At 70.2% G+C, this 21,578-nt stretch carries 21 protein-coding genes; 14 read left to right on the top strand and 7 right to left on the bottom strand.

What is annotated here, in order from left to right; genetic code table 11:
- The first annotated feature begins 6 nt into the window (after positions 1-6).
- Complete coding sequence (locus OV090_RS05890; protein WP_267702493.1) at positions 7-732, top strand: hypothetical protein; 726 nt, start codon at positions 7-9, stop codon at positions 730-732.
- A gap of 330 nt (positions 733-1,062) precedes the next feature.
- Complete coding sequence (locus tag OV090_RS05885) at positions 1,063-1,887, top strand: class I SAM-dependent methyltransferase (RefSeq protein WP_267702492.1); 825 nt, start codon at positions 1,063-1,065, stop codon at positions 1,885-1,887.
- Between the two features lie 39 nt (positions 1,888-1,926).
- Here OV090_RS05885 and OV090_RS05880 read toward each other — a convergent pair whose 3' ends face one another.
- From OV090_RS05880 to tssI, 6 genes are read right to left on the bottom strand one after another with little or no spacing between them, the layout of a single operon-like run.
- A complete protein-coding gene (locus OV090_RS05880; RefSeq protein ID WP_267702491.1) occupies positions 1,927-3,096 on the bottom strand; it encodes a DUF2169 domain-containing protein in 1,170 nt (389 codons plus the stop codon).
- The gene (locus OV090_RS05875; RefSeq protein WP_267702490.1) at positions 3,093-3,989 is read right to left on the bottom strand and encodes a hypothetical protein; all 897 of its coding nucleotides are present in this window, start codon (positions 3,987-3,989) and stop codon (positions 3,093-3,095) included. The genes OV090_RS05880 and OV090_RS05875 overlap by 4 nt, the downstream gene beginning before the upstream one ends.
- A gap of 23 nt (positions 3,990-4,012) precedes the next feature.
- Positions 4,013-4,984: a DUF2169 domain-containing protein gene (locus tag OV090_RS05870; RefSeq protein WP_267702489.1), complete on the bottom strand. Its 972-nt coding sequence runs from the start codon at positions 4,982-4,984 to the stop codon at positions 4,013-4,015.
- 17 nt (positions 4,985-5,001) lie between these two features.
- Positions 5,002-5,217: a hypothetical protein gene (locus OV090_RS05865; RefSeq protein ID WP_267702488.1), complete on the bottom strand. Its 216-nt coding sequence runs from the start codon at positions 5,215-5,217 to the stop codon at positions 5,002-5,004.
- A gap of 5 nt (positions 5,218-5,222) precedes the next feature.
- Positions 5,223-6,647 (bottom strand): ADP-ribosyltransferase, encoded by a 1,425-nt coding sequence (locus OV090_RS05860; protein WP_267702487.1) that lies wholly within the window; start codon positions 6,645-6,647, stop codon positions 5,223-5,225.
- A 25-nt stretch (positions 6,648-6,672) separates the two neighbouring features.
- Entirely contained in the window at positions 6,673-8,952 is a 2,280-nt protein-coding gene (tssI, locus tag OV090_RS05855; RefSeq protein WP_267702486.1) for a type VI secretion system tip protein TssI/VgrG, read from the bottom strand.
- 474 nt (positions 8,953-9,426) lie between these two features.
- Here tssI and tssC point away from each other — a divergent pair, with 474 nt between their 5' ends.
- Positions 9,427-10,950 carry a type VI secretion system contractile sheath large subunit gene (gene tssC, locus OV090_RS05850; protein ID WP_267702485.1) on the top strand — a complete coding sequence of 508 codons (1,524 nt, stop codon included), beginning with the start codon at positions 9,427-9,429 and terminating at the stop codon, positions 10,948-10,950.
- 53 nt (positions 10,951-11,003) lie between these two features.
- Here the strand turns inward: tssC and OV090_RS05845 are convergent, their stop codons facing one another.
- A complete protein-coding gene (locus OV090_RS05845; protein WP_267702484.1) occupies positions 11,004-11,798 on the bottom strand; it encodes a helix-turn-helix transcriptional regulator in 795 nt (264 codons plus the stop codon).
- Between the two features lie 1,126 nt (positions 11,799-12,924).
- On the opposite strand from OV090_RS05845, the gene OV090_RS05840 reads away from it, so the two are divergent.
- The 11 genes from OV090_RS05840 to OV090_RS05790 all read left to right on the top strand — a co-directional run bounded on the left by OV090_RS05840 (position 12,925) and on the right by OV090_RS05790 (position 21,575).
- The gene (locus tag OV090_RS05840; protein ID WP_267702483.1) at positions 12,925-13,083 is read left to right on the top strand and encodes a hypothetical protein; all 159 of its coding nucleotides are present in this window, start codon (positions 12,925-12,927) and stop codon (positions 13,081-13,083) included.
- Positions 13,084-13,186: 103 nt separating this feature from the next.
- Entirely contained in the window at positions 13,187-13,351 is a 165-nt protein-coding gene (locus OV090_RS05835) for a hypothetical protein (protein ID WP_267702482.1), read from the top strand.
- Positions 13,352-13,445: 94 nt separating this feature from the next.
- A complete protein-coding gene (locus tag OV090_RS05830; protein WP_267702481.1) occupies positions 13,446-13,610 on the top strand; it encodes a hypothetical protein in 165 nt (54 codons plus the stop codon).
- A gap of 73 nt (positions 13,611-13,683) precedes the next feature.
- Positions 13,684-13,851 carry a hypothetical protein gene (locus OV090_RS05825; RefSeq protein ID WP_267702480.1) on the top strand — a complete coding sequence of 56 codons (168 nt, stop codon included), beginning with the start codon at positions 13,684-13,686 and terminating at the stop codon, positions 13,849-13,851.
- A 94-nt stretch (positions 13,852-13,945) separates the two neighbouring features.
- Positions 13,946-14,935: a grasp-with-spasm system ATP-grasp peptide maturase gene (gene gwsG, locus OV090_RS05820; RefSeq protein ID WP_267702479.1), complete on the top strand. Its 990-nt coding sequence runs from the start codon at positions 13,946-13,948 to the stop codon at positions 14,933-14,935.
- The gene (locus OV090_RS05815; protein WP_267702478.1) at positions 14,925-15,125 is read left to right on the top strand and encodes a hypothetical protein; all 201 of its coding nucleotides are present in this window, start codon (positions 14,925-14,927) and stop codon (positions 15,123-15,125) included. The genes gwsG and OV090_RS05815 overlap by 11 nt, the downstream gene beginning before the upstream one ends.
- A gap of 2 nt (positions 15,126-15,127) precedes the next feature.
- The gene (gene gwsS / locus OV090_RS05810) at positions 15,128-16,273 is read left to right on the top strand and encodes a grasp-with-spasm system SPASM domain peptide maturase (RefSeq protein ID WP_267702477.1); all 1,146 of its coding nucleotides are present in this window, start codon (positions 15,128-15,130) and stop codon (positions 16,271-16,273) included.
- A gap of 45 nt (positions 16,274-16,318) precedes the next feature.
- Positions 16,319-17,527 carry an erythromycin esterase family protein gene (locus OV090_RS05805; protein WP_267702476.1) on the top strand — a complete coding sequence of 403 codons (1,209 nt, stop codon included), beginning with the start codon at positions 16,319-16,321 and terminating at the stop codon, positions 17,525-17,527.
- On the top strand, positions 17,524-18,477 hold the full coding sequence (locus OV090_RS05800; RefSeq protein WP_267702475.1) for a biotin/lipoyl-binding protein: 954 nt from the start codon (positions 17,524-17,526) through the stop codon (positions 18,475-18,477). Before OV090_RS05805 ends, OV090_RS05800 begins: the two co-directional genes overlap by 4 nt.
- 6 nt (positions 18,478-18,483) lie before the next feature.
- Positions 18,484-20,691, top strand: a complete 2,208-nt coding sequence (locus OV090_RS05795) for a peptidase domain-containing ABC transporter (protein ID WP_267702474.1) — start codon at positions 18,484-18,486, stop codon at positions 20,689-20,691.
- A gap of 8 nt (positions 20,692-20,699) precedes the next feature.
- A complete protein-coding gene (locus OV090_RS05790; protein ID WP_267702473.1) occupies positions 20,700-21,575 on the top strand; it encodes an efflux RND transporter periplasmic adaptor subunit in 876 nt (291 codons plus the stop codon).
- Positions 21,576-21,578: the final 3 nt, after the last annotated feature.

Here is a 21,578-nt window from a genome sequence, read left to right as displayed (position 1 = left end):
CAGGCCATGCAATCCTCGTCACGTGCATCGATAGGGCGTCCAGGCGGCTTCTTCGTCGTCTCGGCGGCGGTCGCCCTGGCGCTGCCGGCGATCGGCTTCGGCCGCAGCTTCGTCGTCCCCTGGTCTCGAGGACAGCTCACGCCGTCGCCGCTGCTGGTCGCCCACGCGGTCGCGTTCTTCGCCTGGGTGGTGCTGCTGCTCGTGCAGGCGCTGCTGGTCCGCGGGCGGCGCGTCGACCTCCACCGCCGGCTCGGCTGGGCCGGCGTGGGCCTGGCGGTGCTGATGTTGGGGACCGGCCTGGCGGTCGCGCTCGGGTCGACCGCCCGCGCGCTCGCCGAGGGCGGCGGCCCGGCTGCGTCCGGCTTCCTGCTGCGCCTGTTGCTCGAGCTCGGCCTGTTCGCCGCGTTCGCCGGGGTCGGCATCGCCCTGCGACGACGTCCGGAGGCGCACCGCCGGCTGATGCTGCTGGCGACGATGTCGCTGATGGCAGCGGCGAGCGCCCGCGTGCCGCTCCTCGTCGACTGGCCGATCGCGGTGATGCTCGTCCTCGTCGGATCGCTCGCGGTCTTCGATCTCGCGGACAGGCGGCGCGTGCACGCAGCGACGCTGTGGGGCGGCGCAGCTCTGATGAGCGTCCAGCTCGCCTGGCAGCCGCTGAGCGAGACGAGAACGTGGCAGGCGACGGCGCCGTGGCTCCTCGGGGCGCTCGAGCTGCTGCCGAGGGGGGGCTGACAGCGCTCGAGCGAGCGGAGACGGAACCCTCGAGAGCTGAACACGACGCAGACAGTGTGGGGCAGCAGAGTCGGGATGCCGCGCATCGTTGGGATAACAGCGCCCCGTCCGGCGTCCGAACGCTGTTCCCGGTGGTTCCTGCGCGCGACGCAGGGATTGCCGATCCCGGCTCCCCGCGACGATCCGCGCTCGCGTTCGCAGGGCCCGTGAAATCGGTGATACTCCACCGAGCCGATGGAGACCTCGAGAGAGCGCGCTGCCGCCTCGACGAGAGCTTTCCTTTCGAACATGTCGCTTCAGACAGCCTCTCTTCCACTCTCGAGCGTGCCCATGACCGACACGAACACCTACGCCCTCGCCGACGCCGCCCACGACTCCGAGCTCGCCCGCCTGCGGACCATCGAGGCCGACTGGGATGCCAAGACGCGGCGGCACCTCCTCGACCTCGGGCTCGGACCCGGACATCGCTGCCTCGAAGCGGGCGCCGGCGCCGGCGGCGTCGCCAGATGGCTCTCGGGACAGGTCGGTCCGGGCGGCAAGGTCGTCGCCACCGACATCGACCCGCGCTTCCTCGCCGACCTGAAAGCCGACAACCTCGAGGTGCGCCGGCACGACATCGCCGTCGACCCGCTCGAGACCGAGAGCTACGACCTCGTCCATTGCCGCGTCCTCCTGATCCACATGCGCGACCCTGCCGCCGTCCTGCAGCGGCTGTTCGCCGCCGTGCGGCCCGGCGGCGTCCTCTTGCTCGAGGAGACCACCGGCCGCGCGGGCTCCGGCGCTCCCGGCTGGAGCGGCGCCGCGGCCTTCGATCGCGCCGAGGCGCGATACCTCGCCATGCTCGCGGCGATCGGCGTGCGGATGACCTTCGGCGCCCACCTGCCGAGCCTGCTGCTCGGCCTCGGCGCGGTCGACGTCGGCGCCGAGGAGACCGCACACTTGCTGCGACCCGGCCCGCAGGTCGCCCTCAGGCTGGCGACCGTGCGAGCCTTGCGAACCCACGCGGTCGCCTCCGGCTCGTTCACGGAGGCCGAAATCGACGAGTACTGCGCCCTGCTCGCGGACCCCGATCTCGTCGCCGTCAACTCGCCCCTGCTCAGCGTGTGGGGCCGCCGCCCCTCGACGTACGCGTCGCCCTTCCATGAACGGGGGTGATGTCTTTCAGGACATGTCCGAAAGATAGTCGCGGTCCGATCAATCGCGCCAGGCCACGCGCATCGGCATTTTTAAAAATTCGTGAGGGGCGTGGCGCCGTCGGGTGGGGCCGCAGCCGCGCCACACGACGGTCAGGCGCCGGAGATCGGGCGCGAGCAGGAGGGTGTGAAGGACCGGTTCGACGGCTTGCACCGCGCCGCCCTTGCGAGCGTCGATCGCCAGCTCGGGCGCCGTCGGGACGCGCAGCTCGAGGCGGGGGCGACGCGGGTGGATGTGCTGGAGGACGACCGCCTCGCCGCCGCGCAAGTAGGGCAGCTGCAGGGTGAGCGAGGCGCCGCTGCTGACTTCGAGGGCGTGGTGCGGCGGCTTTTTGCCGTCGCCCGCGGCGAGCGCCGGCGGCACGAGGCCGCGCGCGACCTCGGCGGGCGGGCGCTCGAAGTCGCCGGCGACGGGCACGACGCCGAGCATGGCGACCCGCGGGTACCAGCCGTAGTCGATCCAGTCGGTCCCGCGCGGCAGCGGCATGCGGTGCCAGTGCATGAAGTTGCCGACGGCCAGGCGATCGGTGCGGACGAGGTCGTCGGGGTCCTCGATCTGCGGCAGCTCGAGCGCCTCCACTGCCTCGCGCGTGGGCTCGATCAGGTAGCCGCGGCCGTGAGGGTTGCGCGGGTAGAGAAAGGGCGAGGCGGCGTCGAGCTGCGCGTCGGTCATGCCGCGGAAGCGCGGGTCCTCGCGCGCGGGGTTGCCGTGGCGCGCCTCGTGGACGCGGTCGCGGCCGCCGTAGGCGTGGGTGTAGCGCAGCGGCACGCGCTCGATCGCGGCCGCGGGGGAGAAGCGGAGCTCGCCGGTCGCCGCGAGGGCGCAGCGACGCTCGCCGACGACGCGCAGGCGGGTGGTGCGGCCGGCGACCGCGACCTCGGCGTCGACCCGCGCGGCAGTGCCGTCGCCGTAGACGTGGCCCTGGACGACCACGTCAGTGCGCAGCTTGTACATGTACGTGTCGATGTCGGCGACCAGCAGCTCGGGGAAGGCGGGGTCCCAGACAGGCGCGAGGACGAAGCCGGGCTGCTCGTCGGCGGGGCCGAGGCGGCCGGCGTCGTCGAACTCGTAGGTGCGCTTGGCGAGGATCTCGAGCGCCCAGCGACCGTCGGGCAGGCGGACGGACAGCTGGGTGGCAGTGTCGGAGGGGGCGGTCTGGATCTGGGTCATGAGCCTGCCTGCGGCTGCTCGCGCGGGGCGCCGAACTCCTCGATGCCGCTGAGGCTCAGGAGCTCCATGCCGAGCATGTGGACGAGGGACATCGGCGCCTCCATGCCGAGGTCGAAGAAGATGTCCTTGACCATGTCGAGGAGGATCTCTTTCTTCTTCGGCAGCCGCGCGGTCTGGGGTCGGTGACCGCCCGCGGTCGGGGCGGTCTTGCCGGGCTGGCCCGAGGGCCGCGCCGATTGCCAGCTTTGGGCCGGCGGCGCCTTCTTGGCGGCCGTCGACGTCGCGGACGAGGCGGTGTTCTTGGCGGCGTTCTTGGCGGCTGTCCTCGAGGCCATCTTGGCGGAGATCTTGGCGCCGATCGGGTTCATCACCTGGCGGGTGACGAAGCCGCTGGCCCAGTTGGCGGCGTTCTGCCCGGCGAACTCGAGGGCGGCGTCGAAGATCATGCAGGCGAAGCCGAACAGGATGTCGAAGGGCGACATCCAGGTGAAGTGGGTGGTGACGCAGAGGACGAGGCCGGTCGGCAGCGACACCGGCTCCTGACAGTTGGCGTTGAGGCCGATCGCGACCAGCAACGCGGCGGCGCACGGCTGACCCTCGTGGGTGTAGGCGCTGGCGCCGAAGTAAGAGACGGAGGAGCTGAACAGGACGTCGAGCGGGGTGAGGATGCTCGGCGGGCCGATGTGCGGGATGCCGGGGCCGATGTCGCTGCCGCGCTGGACCGTCAGGCCGTAGAAGGTCTGGCTGGTCGGCGCGAGCATCGGCGTCAGCGGCTGGAGGCCGTTGAGGACCATCACGGTGACGTAGGGGACCGGTTTGGGCAGCGGGAGCGGGGCGCCCGGCGGCCAGCAGATGTGATGATCGATGCCGATCATCAGGTCCCAGTTCTTCATCACTGCGAACACAGCGAGGCCTCTCAGTCGGGCTCGACGAGCCGGAGGGTGCAGCTGCGCCGCTGGTGCGGCGTGACCACGTAGCGGAACGGATAGCGGTAGGTGAGGAAGACGCGGCGGGCGTCGGCGTCGACGCCGATCTGGTCGAGCACCGGCGTGCGCTCGCCGCCGTCGTCGCCGATCTGTACGCCCACGCGGAGGTCGATGGGCGGCAAGGTGAAGACGAGCGGGCCGTCCTCGCGGACGCCGTGGACGACCACGGAATCGCCGGGGCGGGCGCGCGGGGCGATCATGTTCGGGAAGGCGTCGTTGAAGAAGCCTGGGCGGATCTGGCGGACCGCGCCGGTGGCCTCGTCGAGCTCGAGGCCGCGGCGCACCCGCGGGCCGAAGTGCTGCGGGCAGGTGCCGGTGCCGACCGGCTCGGGGCGGTCGTCCCAGGCGCGGATCGGGGCGGCGGGATCCTCGAGGTTGGGCAGCGAGCCGCCGCGCGCGCGCGACCGCTCGAGGTAGAAGCCGCGGCCGCCGGGGTTGTCGGGGTAGGCGACCTCGAGGCCGTCCCACTCGTCGGCGCCGCCGTAGGCGTGCGCGAGGGTCAGCGGGACCGCAGAGACGGGCTCGGGCGCCGACGGCACGAGGCCGGTGACGCCGCTCCGCCACACGCGCTCGCCATACGCGACGAGGTCGGCGCGCCAGGTGCGACCGATCTGGACCGAGACGTCGATGCGAGGGACCGGACGACCGCGGTCGCTGCGGGCGGCGCCGAAGAGCAGGACGTCGACGCCGTCGCGGACGAACCTCTGGTCGCTCGGCATGGGCCCGAGCGGGCCCTGATACGGGCCGGCCGAGACCGGCCAGGGCTGCGCGTCGGCAGGCCGCAGGCGGCCGTCGACGATGTCGTGGGTGACGCGGACGATGAGGCCGGCGAGGACCCGCTCCTCGTCGATGCAGCCGCGGAACAGATGCGCGGGGTACCGGGTGGCGTTGTGCAGCTTCATCGCGGACGGCCCGGAGGTCAGCCCTTGTTGTGTGCGCCGGGCAACAGGGGCGGCTCGTTGCGCGGGCCGGAGTCGCTGACGATCCGGAGCCCGGTGTCGTCTCGGAAGCGGCTGCGGGCGAGCGGGACGGGCTCACCCGCGGCGATGGCAGCGCGGAGCTTCTCGTGACGCGCCCTCGCGGCGGCCTGGAGCCGCACCACGACGGCTGCGGAGTCGTTCGTATCGTCGGCCATGATCATCACTCCTCCACCAGGTAGATCACGTCCCTGACGACCGTCCCGAGCTTGCCGGAGTGGCTGCTCCCGGGCGGCGGCTCGAGCCACTCGAGGACCTCCATCTCTTCGCGGTGGACGACGCGGAACTTGGTGTTGGACGGGAACAGGACCTCGGACTCACGGTCGAAGTCGACGCCGGGCGGGTATTTCGGTCGCGTCGGATCGAGCTTGTGGTGGCCGTAATATGAAAGATCCTCGATGTACACGCCGGTCTTCGACTCGATGTAGATCTCGTGCTGCTTGCGGAAGGCGGCGGGGCTGTCGCTCGCCGCTGCCGTGCTCATGAAGCCCGGATCGGAGACGACCTCGCCCGTCTGCCACTTCGGGTCGATGGCCGCCGGGAGGTCGCAGCCGCGGATCACCGGACTCTTGTACTTCGGGAGCTTGGCCAGCGCCGCGTTCACCGTCCGCTCGTAGCCGCCCCACTTGGGATCCGGGTCCTGGTTGCGCAGCGCGGTGTTGACCCTGTCGTAATCGTCGCCGGTGTAGCGGAGCACCGCGTGCAATTCGTCGTCGGGGACGTGGCCGTAGATCTGGGGCTTGGTATCCTTGAGGTGTCGAATCCAGGCCAGCTCGGCTTCCTCGGTGTGTTTGCTATGCGCCTTCGAGGCCGACTTGAAGTAGGCGATGTCCTCCGGCGTCGCCTCCGGCAGCTTCGGGGGTGGGCCGGGCTGCTGCGTCGGGTCCGACGTATCGGGCGACGGCGGGCCGGATGGCTCGTCGGGCTGACCCGCGGGCTGGCCGTTTGGCGGCTGGTTCGAGTCATTCTTGCCCGGCTGACCCGCGGGCTGACCGGTGGGTTGCTGGCCCGGGTCGGTCGTGCCGGATTGTCCGGGCTGACCCGCGGGCTGACCGGTGGATTGCTGGCTCGGGTCGGTCGTGCCGGGTTGTCCGGGCTGACCCGCGGGCTGGCCGGTCGGCTGCTTGCTCGGGTCGGTCTTGCCGGGCTGTCCGGACTTCTTGCCCGCGCCAAAATTGGGCCCGGCGGACTGCTTGCTCGCCGGCCCGCCGCCCGAGTGGAAGCTGATCGTCGGCGGGAAGCTCGGCGAGAAGATCATCTGTCCCATCGACCATGTCCCTCCGGCCGGCTTCGCCGCCGGGGCCGTCGAAGCGAAGCCTGCGGCCTTCGGGCCCGCCTGCGACTTCGGCCCGATCAACCCCGACAGAAAGCCGAAGCCGCTGCTCTTGCCCGCGGACGAATTGGCCGGTGGGGCCGCCTGGCCGGGCTGCGGCGGCTTCGCCGAGTTCCCCGGCGAGACCTTCGTCGACGGCGGGGGACCCGGTGGCGCGAGGTTCGGCTGCTCGTTCGGCGAGCCGTGCGGCTGCTCGTTCGGCGTCTTGATCGACTGCCCGGGCGGTCCGGGGATGTTCTTGGTGAAGTTCGGCACGCCGGTAGGTCGCCTGTTCGGGTCGTCAGAAGAAGCTGCCGAGGGCGTTGCCCATGTTGACGGTGACGAGCGCGCCGTCGATCGTGATGTTGCCGCCGGTGGCGATGCTGATCCCGCTGGGGGACAGGGTGATCGAGGCGCCGCCGGCGGTCAGGGTGATCGTCGCGGCGCTGACCGTGAGGGCGCCCGTGACTGCGAGGCTGTCGGTGCCGCCGACCGTGGTGGTGCGCGTCCCGGTGACGCCGAGGCTGTGGTTGGCGCCGATCGTGACGATGGCGTCGGCGCCGATGGTCGCGGCGACCATCATGCCGGCGCTGTAGACCGTGCTGCCGACCACGGTGACGAACTGGTCGAGGCCGACCTCGAGCTTCTGGGCGCCGAGGACCTGGACGTGCTGGTTGCCGCCGACGGCGAGAGCGTTGTCCATCGCCGCCACCGTGAGGTGGTGACCGGTGACGCTGACCGTGCGGTCGCCGCCGACGACGGTGTCCTGTCCGCCGGAGACTGTGGTGCGCTGGTTGGCGTGGACCGTGGTCGTCTGGTCGCCGCCGATCGTGTTTATCTGGTTGACGGCCACGGTGCTGGCCTGATTGAGGCCGATGGTGTTGACCTGGTTCTGGCCGATGACGTTCGTCTGATGCTGGCCGACGACCAGGCTCTGGTCGACGCCGACCAGCATCGTCTCGTTGTTGCCGACCGACGCCGCGCGGTCGACGAGCACGTCCTCGCTTTGGTTGTTGCGCACGGTGAGGGCGTCGTCGCGGCCGACGTCGCGGGTGGCGTCCTGGACGACGACGGTGTTCATGTCGAGCTGGGCGTGGATGAACACCTCCTCGGCGCCCTTCGCGTCCTCGAAGCGCAGCTCGTTGAAGCCGCCGCCGCCGGGCGAGGACTCGCTCTTGATCGTGCTCTTGGTCTTCTCGTCGGGCAGCGGGTACGGCGGCGTGCGCGTGCCGTCGTAGATCCGCCCGGTGATGATCGGCCGGTTGGGGTCGCCCTCGATGAACTCGACCAGGACCTCGTGGCCGATCCGCGGGATGAACATCGCGCCGAAGTTGGTGCCGGCCCACGCCTGGCTGACGCGGACCCAGCACGAGCTCGTCTCGTCGAACGGGGCGGCGCGGTCCCAGTGGAACTGCACCTTCACGCGCGCCTGCTCGTCGACGTAGATCTCCTCGCCCGCGGGGCCGACGACCGTGGCGGTCTGGACGCCGCGGATCGACGGGATCGCGGTGATCCTCGGCGGCCGATACGGGGTCTCGACCGGGAGGGCGACGAAGTCGTTGGTGTAGGCGAGCGCGGCCTGGGCGTAGACGATCTTCGTCTGCTCGCCGCGGTGGACGATGCGAATGACGTGATAGTCGCCGTCGAGCTCGCCGCGCATGTGGCCTTCGAGGGTGAAGCAGTGGCCGGGGACGAGGCGTGGGCAGTCGCTCGTGCCGGTCGCGACCTTGCCTGGCACGCGCGCCTCCTCGAGGCGGATCTTCGCGCGGGTGGTGGCGAGGCCGGGGTCGCGCAGGCCGGCGGGCGCGTCGTAGAGCTCGAGCTGGGGGTAGTCGCGGCCCTGGTCGCGGCTCTCGACGTCCTGCGAGGCGTGGAGGTCGTAGTCGCGGACGACCGCGGCGCCGGGGACGATCTGGCGGCCGAGCGCGAACACTTTCACGTGCTCGCCGCTGCGGACCTGCTCGTCGATGCGGAACGAGAGCTTCGGGTCGCCCTCGATCTTGACCCGCCCGGTGTTGATATCGGACAGCACGAGGGTGTGCCCGGACTCGCCGTGCTCGAAGTAAAAGGCGATGCCGTCCTCCTCCATGAGCCGGCGGACGAACGCGAAGTCGCTCTCGCGGTACTGCACGCAGTAGTCCCGCGCGGCGTAGCTGCTGCCGAGGCGGGCCTGGAACGCGATGCCGGCCTCGGCCAGCACGGTCTGCAGGATCGCCGGCGTCGTCGTCTGCTGGAAGATCCGGCTGTTGCGGCGGAACTGCATGCGCCACATCGCCGGGACCAGAGTGATGCGGTAGAGCGACCGCGGCGGGGCCTCGCCGGCGTACTCGGCCCCGCAGATCAGGCCGTGGACGGTGCGAGGGCTGCGATCGACGCCGGCGAGGCGCAGGCTCGCGGTCGCGCCCACGAGCTCGTCGACGTCGACGTAGCGCGAGGCGACCTCGATCTTGAACTCGTAGAGCTCCGAGACGGCCTCGACCCCGGAGAATTGCAACACCCAGTAGGGATTGATCGAGCCGTCGACCTCGAAGCGGGCCGAGTTGCCGCCGATCATGCTCGCGGCGAGCAGTTCAGACTCCACGTCGTCCCCTCCGGCCCAGCATCGGTGAGGGCAACGTATCAATTGTCCCGTGGTGGTTTCAAGCCTCGCGGGCCCATGATGTCCGCGCATTCGATTTCACGGGATGAATTCGCACTGGCGCGATCGCGGGCTCGCGCGGGTCGCGGAGTGTATTCATACTCATGACGCCGAACCACGCGCAGTGGGTTCCCGGGACGCGATGGCGCGGGTTTCGGTGAATGCGCGGTGCGGGCTCCGCGGCTTGGCGCGCGATTGCTCGTAGTACGAACCACTCCTTTAAAGCACACAGAGTTCGACGCGGGCGATTAAACATAGCGGACTCTACGGTACGGCGAGCGTTACGTGCGATCCGGCCCGGGGTCAGGGTGTCGGCAATGTCTCGGCGGAGATCGAGCGCTGGACAGGTCGGTCGCGAATTTCTACGATTGGCGAAATGTGCGGTGGGCGTTCGCCTGGCGCGCGGAGGGCGAAATCATGAGTGGGAACGGGGACGATCGAGGGTCGAAGGGCGGGACGTTGCTGTCGGAGCTGCTCACGGTCAGCAGCGTGGGGCCGCGCGGGAGCGACAGCTACAAGCTGGTGCGCCGCGGGACGCACAGGCTGCTCGACGAGCTGCTGCGCAAGGCCGAGAAGGCGGCGCCGAAGCTCGACCGCCAACTGGTGGAGGGCATGATCGCGGAGCTCGATCGCCGGATGTCGGCGCAGGTCAGCGAGATCTTGCATCACCCGCGGGTCCAGCAGCTCGAGGCGGCGTGGCGCGGCGTGCGGTACCTGGTCGACCGGATCGACGTCGCGCAGAACATCGGCCTCGAGCTGGCCCAGGTGACGAAGGAGGAGCTGCGGGTCGACTTCGAGGACGCGCCCGACATCACCGCCTCGGGGCTCTACGACCTGGTGTACCGGCGCCGGTTCGGCACGCTCGGCGGCAAGCCCTACGCGGTGATCTGCTCGACGCACGAGTTCGGGGCCGAGGGCGACGACGTGGCGCTGCTCAAGCAGTGCGCGGCGGTGGCGGCGATGGCCCACGCGCCGATCCTGGTCAACGCTGCGCCGGCGATGTTCGGCCTCTCGTCGTTCACCGAGCTGTCGCGGATCAAGGACCTGCCGGCGCTGTTCGAGGGCGGCAAGTACTCCCGCTGGAGCTCGTTCCGCGACAGCGAGGACGCGCGGTTCGTCGGCGTGTGCCTGCCGCGGTTCCAGCTGCGCTACCCGTACGGCGAGCCGGTGCACGTGCCGGAGGATTCGTCGGAGTACGTGCCGGCGGCGCAGCGGCCCGACGCGCCGGTGACGTCATTCGTGTACACCGAGGACGTGATCGACCATCACGACCGCTATCTGTGGGGGCCGGCGTCGCTGGCGATGGCCGCCCGGATCGCCGACAGCTTCACGCGCTATCGCTGGTGCCCCAACATCGTCGGGCCGCAGGGGGGCGGGGCGATCCACGAGCTGCCGCTGCATATCTACGAGCAGGGCGGGCGCCTCAAGACGAAGAGCCCGATCGAGGTGTCGCTCGACGATCAATGGGACCGCGAGCTGTCCGAGCAGGGCTTCATCGCCCTGGTGTTCCGCAAGCACAGCGCCAGCGCGGCGTTCCTGTCGGCGAACTCGGCGCATCGCCCGAAGCTGTATCCGCGCACCCCGGAGGGCGAGGCTGCGGCGCGCACCGACGTGGTCGGCTCGCGCCTGCCCTACACGTTCGTGATCGCACGGATCGCGCATTACATGAAGGTGCTGCAGCGCGAGCAGATCGGGTCGTGGAAGACCCGCGCCGACCTCGAGCGCGAGCTCAACGAATGGCTGCGCGGCTACGTCGCGGACATGCCGGACCCGCCGGCGGACACGCGGGCCCGCAAGCCGCTGCGCCGCGCGCGAGTGACGGTCGCGGAGGTCCCGGGGCAGCAGCAGTGGTTCCGCTGCGCGCTGGCCGTCGAGCCCCACTTCTCGCTCGAGGGGGTGCCGGTCGAGCTGGGCCTGGTCGGCAAGCTCGACCGCGCGTGAGGGCGCCTGCAAGGCCTCAGGCGGGGCGCGGAGGCCGGGCTCGTGGAAGGACCTCAGCGCCGCTTGTCGCGCTCGCCGGCGCGGTGGCGGGCGCGGTAATCGCTCGGTGACTCGCCGGTGACGCGCCGGAACATCGCGCTGAAGTTCGCCAGCGACGCGCAGCCGACCTCGAGCGCGAGCGCGGTCAGCTTCATGTCGGTGTCGCGCAGGGCCGCCTGGGCCGCGCGCACCTGGGCCGCGTTGTACTCGTCCTGGAAGGTCGTGTTCTCCTCCTGCAGGCGCCGCTGCAGCGAGCGCGCCGACATCCCGAGGGTCGCCGCCGCCTTCTCGAGCGTGATCCCGGCGAAGGGCGGGACGAGCACGCGGCCCAGCCGGGCGACGATCCCCTCGTTCATCGCGTCGGCCACGATCGCGTCGAGCTCCGCGACGAACGGCGCCGGCTCGGCGAGCCCCAGCCAGCGCAGCGCGGGCTCCGGGTCCTCGTGCACCTGCGTCGGATAGGGCGGCTCCATCACCTGATAGAACCCGGTCACGACGGCGCCGGGCAGCCCGGCGGGTCGCAGCAGCGCCTGCCGGGTGACGACGCCCTGATAGGCGGACTGGCGCATCCCGAGGTACGCGACCAGCGTCTCGTACGCGCCCTCGTCGACGCCGACGAGCCGGCGCAGGTCGACCAGGGACGCGTGCGGGGCGACGTCGGGGCGGATCTCCACGTCGAGGATGGCGGTGAGGGCGCGTAGATCGGCGACGTCGGGCCGGCCCCACAGCGCGAACCCGTAGAGCTCCGCGCTGGCGCACCAGTACACGAACACCCGCGAGGCGACGTAGAGGCCGATGGGCGCCGTCATGAACTCGGACAATTGCTGCGCTGGCTGCATGCGACGTCTCGCCGGCCCCCGGCGTGCGTCGCCGTCAGCCTGGACCGTCCCGATTAACGCCAGGCGATCGCGCTGTCAACGGACGCGCGCGAGCCCCGGCGGAGGAACCCTCATGGCCCGGGAGCACCCCGTGTCGCGCAAAGGCCCCACCCCTGGCGTCCGAGCCTCTGATGTCTCTCGGGTCAGGTGCGGCCGCGGCTGCGCACTCGCGCGCTCGCCGTCGGGCTCGCTCGCGGCGGCCAGGGCGGCGAAGCCGAGTTCATGCGTCGTCGTCGCTCGAGCGGGCCGCAGAACGGCGCTGGCGCGGTCCTACGCGCGATCGAGGCCGCCCGGCGCCGGGGTCGTCCGGCGGGTTTCAGCGGCGGCGAAGTTTTGCGGGTGAGCCAGCCCGGCGAAGTCGGCGGTCGAGGTGGTCACACCTGCGCGGCTCCGATGCACGCGCGCACCGTCGGTCGCGTCGGCGAATGTAAGGAGGACGGGCAAAATTGATTGGGCATAGTCTGGGCGCGGCCGGAGTTCTCCATACATAGGATCGCTGGCGGCACGCCGATTGGCGTCTTCTCGAAAGCGCCGTCGCATGAACGCAATTCACCGGTCTGCGCGGACCCGTTCACTGCGATCACGCTAAAAAATTCCGGCGAAACTGTTGGCAACGTCAGGTGCCGCTGCTACAAGAGTTCGACCGGCCTGGCCGTCATCGTAGACGTTCGGGCCGGCGCGTCCCCTTCCGGGGGGCGTCCCTTGCTTACGCCTGAAAGAGCTTATTGATGCGCCTTCCAGCCAACATCCCGTCGCGCTCCTGCACCGCGGTGCGGCGGCGCTCCGTGACGGTTCACCATGACGCTTGCGTCATGGTGCGTCGCGACGGACGCGAGTTCGGCGGCGATGTGCTGGTGAATCATTTCGGTGGTGACCGCGAAACCTGCGGCGACGGTGACGAGTCAGAGGCACACCGTCGCAAGCGGCCGCACTACGGCCGCCGCGCCTCCGGGTAGCGGCGATCGTGTGCGGGGCAGGCGAGCGGATCCTCGCACCCGACTTACATTAAACTGATTGAACTGAACTCAACTCAATGGATTGGACTATGCTTGAGACAATGAAGCGGAGAGACGACGAGAAGCAACTGCCCAAGTTCGAGTTCCGCACGCTCGGAGCGGACGAGCTGTGCCAGGTGACCGGCGGAGTGGCTCCGGAGACTGGCGCCACGCAATGCGGCTGCCACGTCGACGGCGTTTGTGACTCCGAGGGCGGCTGAATCGGCGCCGGCCCTCGGCGCGACGTAGCATCGATCTTCGCCCCGGCGGTTCGGGGCGAGTAGCGAACGAGTTTCCCGTGCGAACGGGAGGAGTGGATAGACCATGAACAAGAACAATAAGAAGCAGGACAGCGAGAAGAAGCTCCCCAAGTTCAAGGCCAACACGCTCGGCGCGGACGAGCTGTGCCAGGTGACGGGCGGGATGCCGCCGGAGACCGGCAGCACGCGGAGCATCTGCCACGTCGACGGCATCGACGACGGCGACTGAGCCGCGACGGCGAGGCTCGTACCGAGATTCGAAGTTCCCCTGCATCCATCGGCATTGGGCCGGTGGCGACTACTGAGAAGAAATGGAATTAGTCATGAACAAGAACGAGAAGAAGAAGGACAACGAGAAGAAGCTCCCCAAGTTCAAGGCCACGACGCTCGGCGCGGACGAGCTGTGCCAGGTGACCGGCGGGGTGCCGCCGGACAGCAGCGGCACGACGAGCGCCTGCCACGTCGACGGCTGCTACGACGGCGATTGAGCCGCGACGGCGAGTCCCCTGCATCCATCGGCCCTCGGCCGGTGGCGACGACTGCGAAGAACTGGAATTAGTCATGAATACGAACGCGAAGAAGAAGGACAGCGAGAAGAAGCTCCCCAAGTTCAAGGCCACCACGCTCGGCGCGGACGAGCTGTGCCAGGTGACCGGCGGCATGCCCCCGGAGACGACCAACACGCGGTGCATCTGCGCGACCGACGGCATCACCGACAATGACCCCTGAGCTGGGGACGTGACCGCGACCTCCGCCGGCGCTGCGCCGGCGGAGGCCGCTCCTTTCGGCGACCTGCGGGCGAACCCAGCGAGCGAGACCTGCCATGATCCTGATCTTCAGCAATTCCGGGGATCCTTCGACCCTCGACGTGATGCGGTGGATCCACCACTTGAGCCCCGCCAAGGTCGTCCGGATCAACGCGGACGAGCAGTACCGCGTGGCGCTGACGTTCGCGGACGACGACTTCTTCGTCCAGGTGAACGACGACGCGTTCCGCCTCGCGGACGTGTCCAGCGCGTGGCTGCGGAAGGGCGGCTTCTGGTTCAAGGGCCTGTTCCCGGCCGTGACTGCGGAGGGGCGCCCGGCGCTGACGCGCCACGTGACCCAGATGCTCGAGCGAGAGAACCGCACCCTGCGCGATCACTTTCATTATGTGCTGCGAAAGCGCAGTTCCGTGCTGGGCAGCGCCCACGGCTCGACGCCCAACAAGCTGGTGGTCCTCGAGCACGCGCGCGAGCTCGGGCTGCGCACGCCGTCGTTCAGCGTGTCGAACCAGCGCAGCCACGCCGAGGGACTGGTGGCTTCGGGCGGCGGCTACGTGACCAAGGCGATGTCCGACGGCCTGTATCTGTTCGACGCGACCGACAGCAAGACCGGGTACTTCACGTACACGGAGGCGCTGGGGCCGCAGAGCCTCGAAGGCGTGGGCGCGAGCATGGCCCCGTCGTTCTTCCAGAGCTACGTCGACAAGGCCTTCGAGCTGCGGATCTTCTTCCTCGACGACCAGTTCCGCGCGGGGGCCATCTTCTCGCAGAACGACGAGCAGACCCGGATCGACTATCGCAAGTACAACGACGTGCGGCCGAACCGGGTGATCCCGTTCCGCCTGCCGAAAGAGATCGAGGTCCGGCTGTCGCGCCTGGCGCGTACGCTCGACCTGAACACCGGCTCGTTCGACATGATCGTCGACTCGCAGGGGGAGTACTACCTGCTCGAGGTGAACCCGGTCGGCCAGTTCGGGCCGCTGTCCGAGAAGTGCAACATGGGGATCGAGCGCATGATCGCAGAGAGGTTGGTGGCGCGTGAGCACTGAACTGAAGCCGATGGACACCGCCGTGATGGTGGGAGAGGGGATGCCGCTCGGGTACGCCCAGATCTTCACCAGCGAGACCATCATCGACGACGAGACGAACAAGCGGGTGACCCTCGAGCTGACGAAGTACCGCCACGCGGTCGTCTACGTCCCGCGCGCGGGCAAGCCGATTTCCAAGCTGGAGCTGTGACCATGGACGCCAAGACCTTGCTGCGCGATGGCCTCGACAAGTACGTGTTCCTCTACTCCGACTGCATCCCGGTCGAGGGGTACGCGGCGTCGGCGATCTACGATCTGACCCGCAGGCTGATCTCGACCTTCCCGTCGGCGTATTACCCGTTCTTCGAGCTGTTCCGGGCCCGCCGGCTGCGGGAGATCCTCGGCGAGCTGGCCCCCGAGGAGGGCGACGACTTCGTCGAGTTCCTGGACTTCCTGCTCGAGCACGAATACGTGGCCGTCGTCGACGACCCGGCGTCGTTCCCCGCGATCTCCGGGTCGTGGGACGCGCCCTGCACGATCCACAACGCCATCATCGATGTCCGCAGTCAGCACCACGACTATCGCAAGATCGTCGAGGGGCTCGACGCGCTGGGCTGCCAGCACCTTCAGGTGCGGGCCTACTCCAAACTGTTCGGTCTGACCGAGCTCACCGAGCTGGCGCGGCTGTGCCGCAGCTCGTCGATCCAGACGCTGGAGGTGATCCTCCCCCACGATCCGAGCCTCGGCGACGCCGACTACGTGGCGGTCGTGGGCGCCCATCGCATCATCACCAGCCTGGTCGTCCACTCGGCGGACGCGGAGCGGACGATCGCGGTCGAGTACGGCGCGCGCGGCAGCACCGCGAAGCTGCTGGCCACGGAGATCCAGCTGACCGTCAAGCCGCTCGAGTCCCACCTGGACTGCGGCCATCTGGCGAAGCGGCAGCTGCTCCCGCCGAGCACGCCGAGCTTCAACGAGCTGCACCAATTCAACGGTTGCCTCAATCGCAAGCTCGCGATCGACGAGGGCGGCCAGGTCCGCAACTGCCCGGCGATGCGCGGCTCGTTCGGCGACCACCGGACGGTCGCGCTGACGGACGTGGTCTCGCGCGAGGACTTCCGCCGGGTGTGGCGGGCCAAGAACGACGAGATCCAGGGCTGCCGTGATTGTCCGTACCGCTATGCGTGCACCGGTTGTCGGGCGCTGCTCGCCGATCCCGAGGCCGAGGACAGCAAGCCGCTGAAGTGCGGCTACGATCCCTACACCGATTCCTGGACCGACTGGCGGGCCCGACCGGGCGCCACTGCGACGATGGCCCGGTATCAGGCGCGCCTTCACCTGCCGATCGTGCGGTCCTAGACCGATCGGCTTTTTCACCACGCCCTAGCCCGAGGCAAGACGACGATGATGCTGCGATCGATAGCCCTCCTGGCCCTCGCCACCTGCGCGCCCGGGCCCGGCGACAGCCACGCCCCCGCGAAGCCGCGCGAGGACAGGGCCGAGCTCGATCGCCTGGTCGCCGACCTGTGCGACAAGCAGGTCGTGCTGCTCGGCGAGGGCGAGCACGGGGACGGTCATACCTGGGAGATCAAGACCGAGCTCGTGCGCGCGCTGGTGGATTCGTGCGGCTTCGATTCGATGTACGTCGAGAGCGGGCTGTACGACTTCCTCGCGCTCGACCGCGCCCACGCGGCGGGCACTGCGACCGCGAAGGACGTGGCGAACGCCATCGGCGCGCTGTGGGCGGAGGCCCGCGAGACGCAGGCGTGGATCACTTACGTTCACGAGGCCGCGGCCGCGAATCGCCTGGAGGTGATGGGTCTCGACGACCAGATCCACTCCACCGCCTTCTACGCGCAGCGCGAGCTGCCCGCGGTGCTCGCGGCCCACCTGCCGCCGGGGCGCAAGGAGGAGTGCGAGGCCCGCATCGTGCGGCATCACCAGTGGACGTACGACGAGGCCCACCCGCACTCCGAGGCGAGCCAGGCGGAGCTCCTGTCGTGCTACGCGCAGATCGAGGCCGCGGTGGCGAAGGCGGCGCCGTCGACGAACACGTCCGAGGCGCTCGTCATGGCGAAGAACCTGCAGCGCTGGGTGGCGCGTGATTTCTTCACCGACGGCCAGGCGGTCTTCAACGTCCGCGATCGGTCGATGTTCGACAACTTCCAGTGGCACCGTCAGCGAGCGGGAGGCCAGGGCAAGGCGATCGTGTGGTGCGCGACGGTGCATGCGGCCAAGGACCTCGGGGGCGTCGCGTCGCACCGCGGGTTCTCGCCGCTCGGGCAGTACATCCGCGAGCACTACGGGGAGCGCGCGGCGGCGATCGGCTTCTCTGCCTGGTCCGGCGCGACTCAGCCGCGCGGTCGTCCGGGGCGCGAGCTGTCCGTCGCGCCGCCCGAGTCGCTCGAGGGCCGCGTCCTGGGGCCGGAGCAGCCGCTCCGCTACCTCGACGCCGCGGAGCTGCGCGCGCTGGGCTCGGTCGAGGCGCGCCCCCTCAATCACGAGTTCCGCCGCGCTGCGTGGCACGAGGTCCTCGACGGGCTGGTCGTGATGCGCCGCGAGACCCCGGCCCATCACGACGCGAGCCAGGTCGCGAAGAAGGGGGCCCCGTGACCGAGCCGAGCAACGAGGGCGCGGCCGTCCGGCGGGCGATCTTCCGCGAGGAGGCCGTCCAGGCGCACCGCCGCGGCGCCGGTCCGGGTCGTCCGCTGCACATCGTGGCCACGTGGACGCGCTGGGCGATGGGCGTGACCCTGCTGCTGGTGGCCGCGAGCCTGGTGTTCGCAGTGACCGCGCGCGTCGGCGAATACGCCGAGGGCCGCGCGGTGGTGCGTCGCGAGGGGCGCGTGGCGGTCACCTCGGACGTCTCGGGCACGGTGCAGAGCATCGAGGTGCGCACCGGTCAGCGCGTCGCTGCCGGTCAGGTGCTGGTGCAGCTCGACGACGCGGCCCCGCGGGCCGAGCTGTCGCGGGTGGAGCAGGAGTACCACCAGCGCCTGGTGGAGCTGCTGCGGAGCCCCGCCGACGACGCCAAGCGCGAGCGCCTGGCGACCCTGAAGGCGCAGCTGCAGCTGGCCCAGGCGCGCGTGCGCGAGCGGCAGATCGTCGCCTCGCAGCCGGGGCGGGTCTCCGATGTGCGCGTGCGCCCGGGTCAGCCGGTGGCGCCCGGCGACGCGGTGATCGCGGTCGAACAGGACAGCGCGCGCACTGTGGTGATCGGGCTGTTCCCCGGGCACTACCGGCCGCTGCTGAACGCGGCCGGGAGCCGCCTTACCCTCGAGCTCGAGGGCTTCCCGGATAGCCGCCACGAGGTCAGCGTGCGATCGGTGGCCGACGAGGTGGTCGGCCCCGCCGAGGCGATGCGCTACCTCGGGCGCGACCGCCAGGGCGCGCTCGAGCTCGCGGGCCCCGTGGTGGTGGTGGAGACCGAGCTGCCCTCGGACACCTTCGTCGCCGACGACACCGAGTACCGCGTCTACGACGGCATGCAGGGGGTGCTCGAGGCCCGGCTGCGCTCCGAGACCCTGTTGGAAGTCCTCGTTCCGGCCCTGAAGCAGTTGTGAGTCGTCATGAGCCACATCGAACAAGACCGTGCGCTCTCCAGGCGCTTCCCCGCGCTGCAGCGTCTGGGCGCGATCGGCTTCCCCCGGCACCTCGATCACGTGCAGCAGATGACCGCGACCGACTGCGGCGCGGCCTGCCTGAGCATGGTGCTGCGCTTCTACGGCCGCACCCACCCGCTCGACGAGCTGCGCGACGCGATGGGCGTCGATCACAATGGGGTCAGCGCATTGGGCATCCTGCGGGCGGCTCGTAGCTACGGGCTGCGCGGCCGCGGCGTGCGGGTCGACGACCTCGACGAGCTCGACATGCTGCCGGCGGGGACGATCCTGCACTGGGAGTTCAACCACTTCGTGGTGTTCGAGCGCGTCGATCGTCACGGCCCGGTGATCCTCGACCCGGCGCACGGTCGGCGGCGGGTCCCGCGGGCCGAGTTCGAGGAGGCGTTCACCGGGGTGGCGCTGCTGCTCGAGCCCGGCGAGGCGTTCGAGGCCAGCGGCCGGCGCCAGCCGCTGCTGCGCCGCTACTTCGCGCAGGTGCTGGCCTATCCGGCGCTGTGGAGCCGCTCGCTGCTGATGTCGGTGCTGGTCCAGCTGCTCGCGCTCGCCTTGCCGCTGATGACCACCCTGCTGGTCGATCGCATCATCCCGCGCCGCGACGTCGACCTGCTGATGGTGCTGGTCGCCGGCCTCGGCATGATGGTGCTGTTCACGTTCGTCAGCTCGCTGGTGCGCGCCAACCTGCTGGTGCAGCTGCGCACCCTGCTCGACGCCAATATGACGATCGGCTTCCTCGACCACCTGATCGACCTGCCGTACTCGTTCTTCCAGAAGCGGTCCGCCGGCGACCTGCTGATGCGCCTCGGCAGCAACGCCACGGTCCGCGAGATCCTCACGTCCGGGGCCATGTCGGCGCTGCTCGACGGCACTCTGGTCAGCGTGTACCTGGTGCTGATCTTCTGGATCAGCCCGCTCATGGGCGCGGTGGTGGTGCTGCTCGCGTCGCTGCAGCTGGCGCTGTACTGGGCGACGCGCCGGGTCCAGCGCGATCTGATGAGCGAGGGCCTGGCGGTGCAGGCCAAGACCTCGAGCTACGAGGTCGAGATGCTGACCGGCATCGAGACCCTCAAGAGCATGGGGGCCGAGTACCGCGCGGTCGATCGCTGGTCCAACCTGTTCGTCGACTCGCTCAACGTGTCGCTGCGGCGCGGTCGCCTCGACGCCATGATCTCGTCGCTGCTCGACGCGTTCAGCATGGCCGCGCCGCTGGCGATCCTCGGCGTCGGCACCAAGCTGGTGCTCGACGGCGACCTCGGCCTCGGGGCGATGCTCGGCCTGTCGGCGCTGGGCTCGGGGTTCCTGCGGCCCATGGGCACTCTGGTGGGCGTCGCCATCAAGTTCCAGGTGCTGGGCAGCTACCTCGAGCGCATCGAGGACGTGATGCAGACCGAGCCCGAGCAGGATCCGAAGCGGGTCAAGCGGGCGCCGCGGCTGTCGGGGCGGATCCAGGCCGAGACGGTCACGTTCCGCTACTCCGAGGCGGTGCCGCCGGCGGTGCGCGAGGTGTCGGTGCGCGTCGAGCCGGGGCAGTTCGTGGCCGTGGTCGGCGGCTCGGGGGCGGGCAAGTCGACCCTGGCGAAGCTGCTGGTCGGCCTGTACTCGCCGCAGGGCGGGCGGGTGCTGTACGACGGCATCGACATCGCCGGCCTCGATCTGCGCAGCGTCCGCGAGCAGCTGGGCGTGGTGACCCAGCGCGGCGATCTGTTCGGCGTGTCGGTGCGCGAGAACATCGCGCTCGGGCGGCCCGAGATCAGCCTCGACGAGGTGATCGACGCGGCCAAGCGGGCGGCGATCCACGACGAGATCATGGCCCTGCCGATGGCCTACGACACCATCCTCGCCGATCGCGGGGCGTCGATGTCCGGCGGCCAGCGGCAGCGGCTGGTGCTCGCGCGGGCGCTGGTCGGCAAGCCGGCGATGCTGCTGCTCGACGAGGCGACGAGCAACCTCGACACCGTGACCGAGGCGGCGATCCAGCGCTCGCTGGCGTCGCTGCAGTGCACGCGCATCGTCATCGCGCACCGGCTGTCGACGGTGGTGGACGCGGATCTGATCCTGGTGATGGACGGCGGGCGCATCGTCGAGTCGGGCACGCACCGCCAGCTGCTGACCCACGGCGACGTGTACCGCCGGCTGTACGAGAGGCAGGAAGCATGAGGCGCGGAATGAGACAGTGGCTCGCGCTCGTGGGAGCGCTCGCGTTCGGCGGGTGCGATGGCGAGGTCGTCGAGGTGCCTGCGGTCGAGCGGGTCGCTTCGACCGTGAGCGTGGCGCCCGTGGTTGCCGACGTGATTTCGGCCGAGGCGATGGTCGGCGTGCTCGTGCCCGAGGCCGAGGTCGTGCTGACGGCCCCGGAGTTCGCGCGGCTCGAGCGGCTCGACGTGCAGGTCGGCGACCGCGTGCGCGAAGGCGACGTGGTCGCGGCGCTGGACGTCCGGGAGGAGCGCCATGAGCTCGCGGCGGCCACCGCGGCGTGGGAGGCGAGCAAGGCGGAGCTGGAGCGGCTCGAGCTCGAGCTGCAACGGGCCAAGGAGACGCGCTCCGACACCGAGCAGCTGGAGGGCGTGGTCTCGGGGGCCGAGCTGCGTGAGCACCGCTACGCGGAGAAGCTCGCCGCGGCCCGCAAGCGCAGCGCCAGCGCGTCGCTCCGACAGCAGCGCAGCTCGGTGGACGACGCCAGCGCGAAGATCGTCGAGGCGCAGCTGCGGGCCCCGTTCGCCGGCGCCATCTCGCGGCGCTACGTCGACGCGGGCGCGACGATCGAGCTGGGGCGGCCGGTGGTGCAGCTCATCTCCGACGCGCGGCTGGTGCGGTTCGCGGTGCCCGAGGCGCGCGGCGAGGCGCTGCGGCTGGGGGCCGCGGTGCGCGTGGAGTTCGTCGACGAGGGGCTGAGCGTGACGGGCGAGGTGACCGCGATCGCGCCCGAGATCGACGCGGGGACGCGGCTGGTGTTCGCAGAGGCCCGGCTGGCGCCGGCGGACGGGCCGCTGCAGGCCTTGCGGGTCGGGACAGTGGGCAAGGTGGACTTCGTCGCGCGGTGATTC

It is taken from the genome of Nannocystis sp. RBIL2, from assembly GCF_026626745.1.
In the GTDB taxonomy this organism is placed as follows: domain Bacteria; phylum Myxococcota_A; class Polyangia; order Nannocystales; family Nannocystaceae; genus Nannocystis.
Note: the sequence above shows the minus strand (reverse complement) of the source record. Positions and strands in the feature narration are given on the sequence as shown.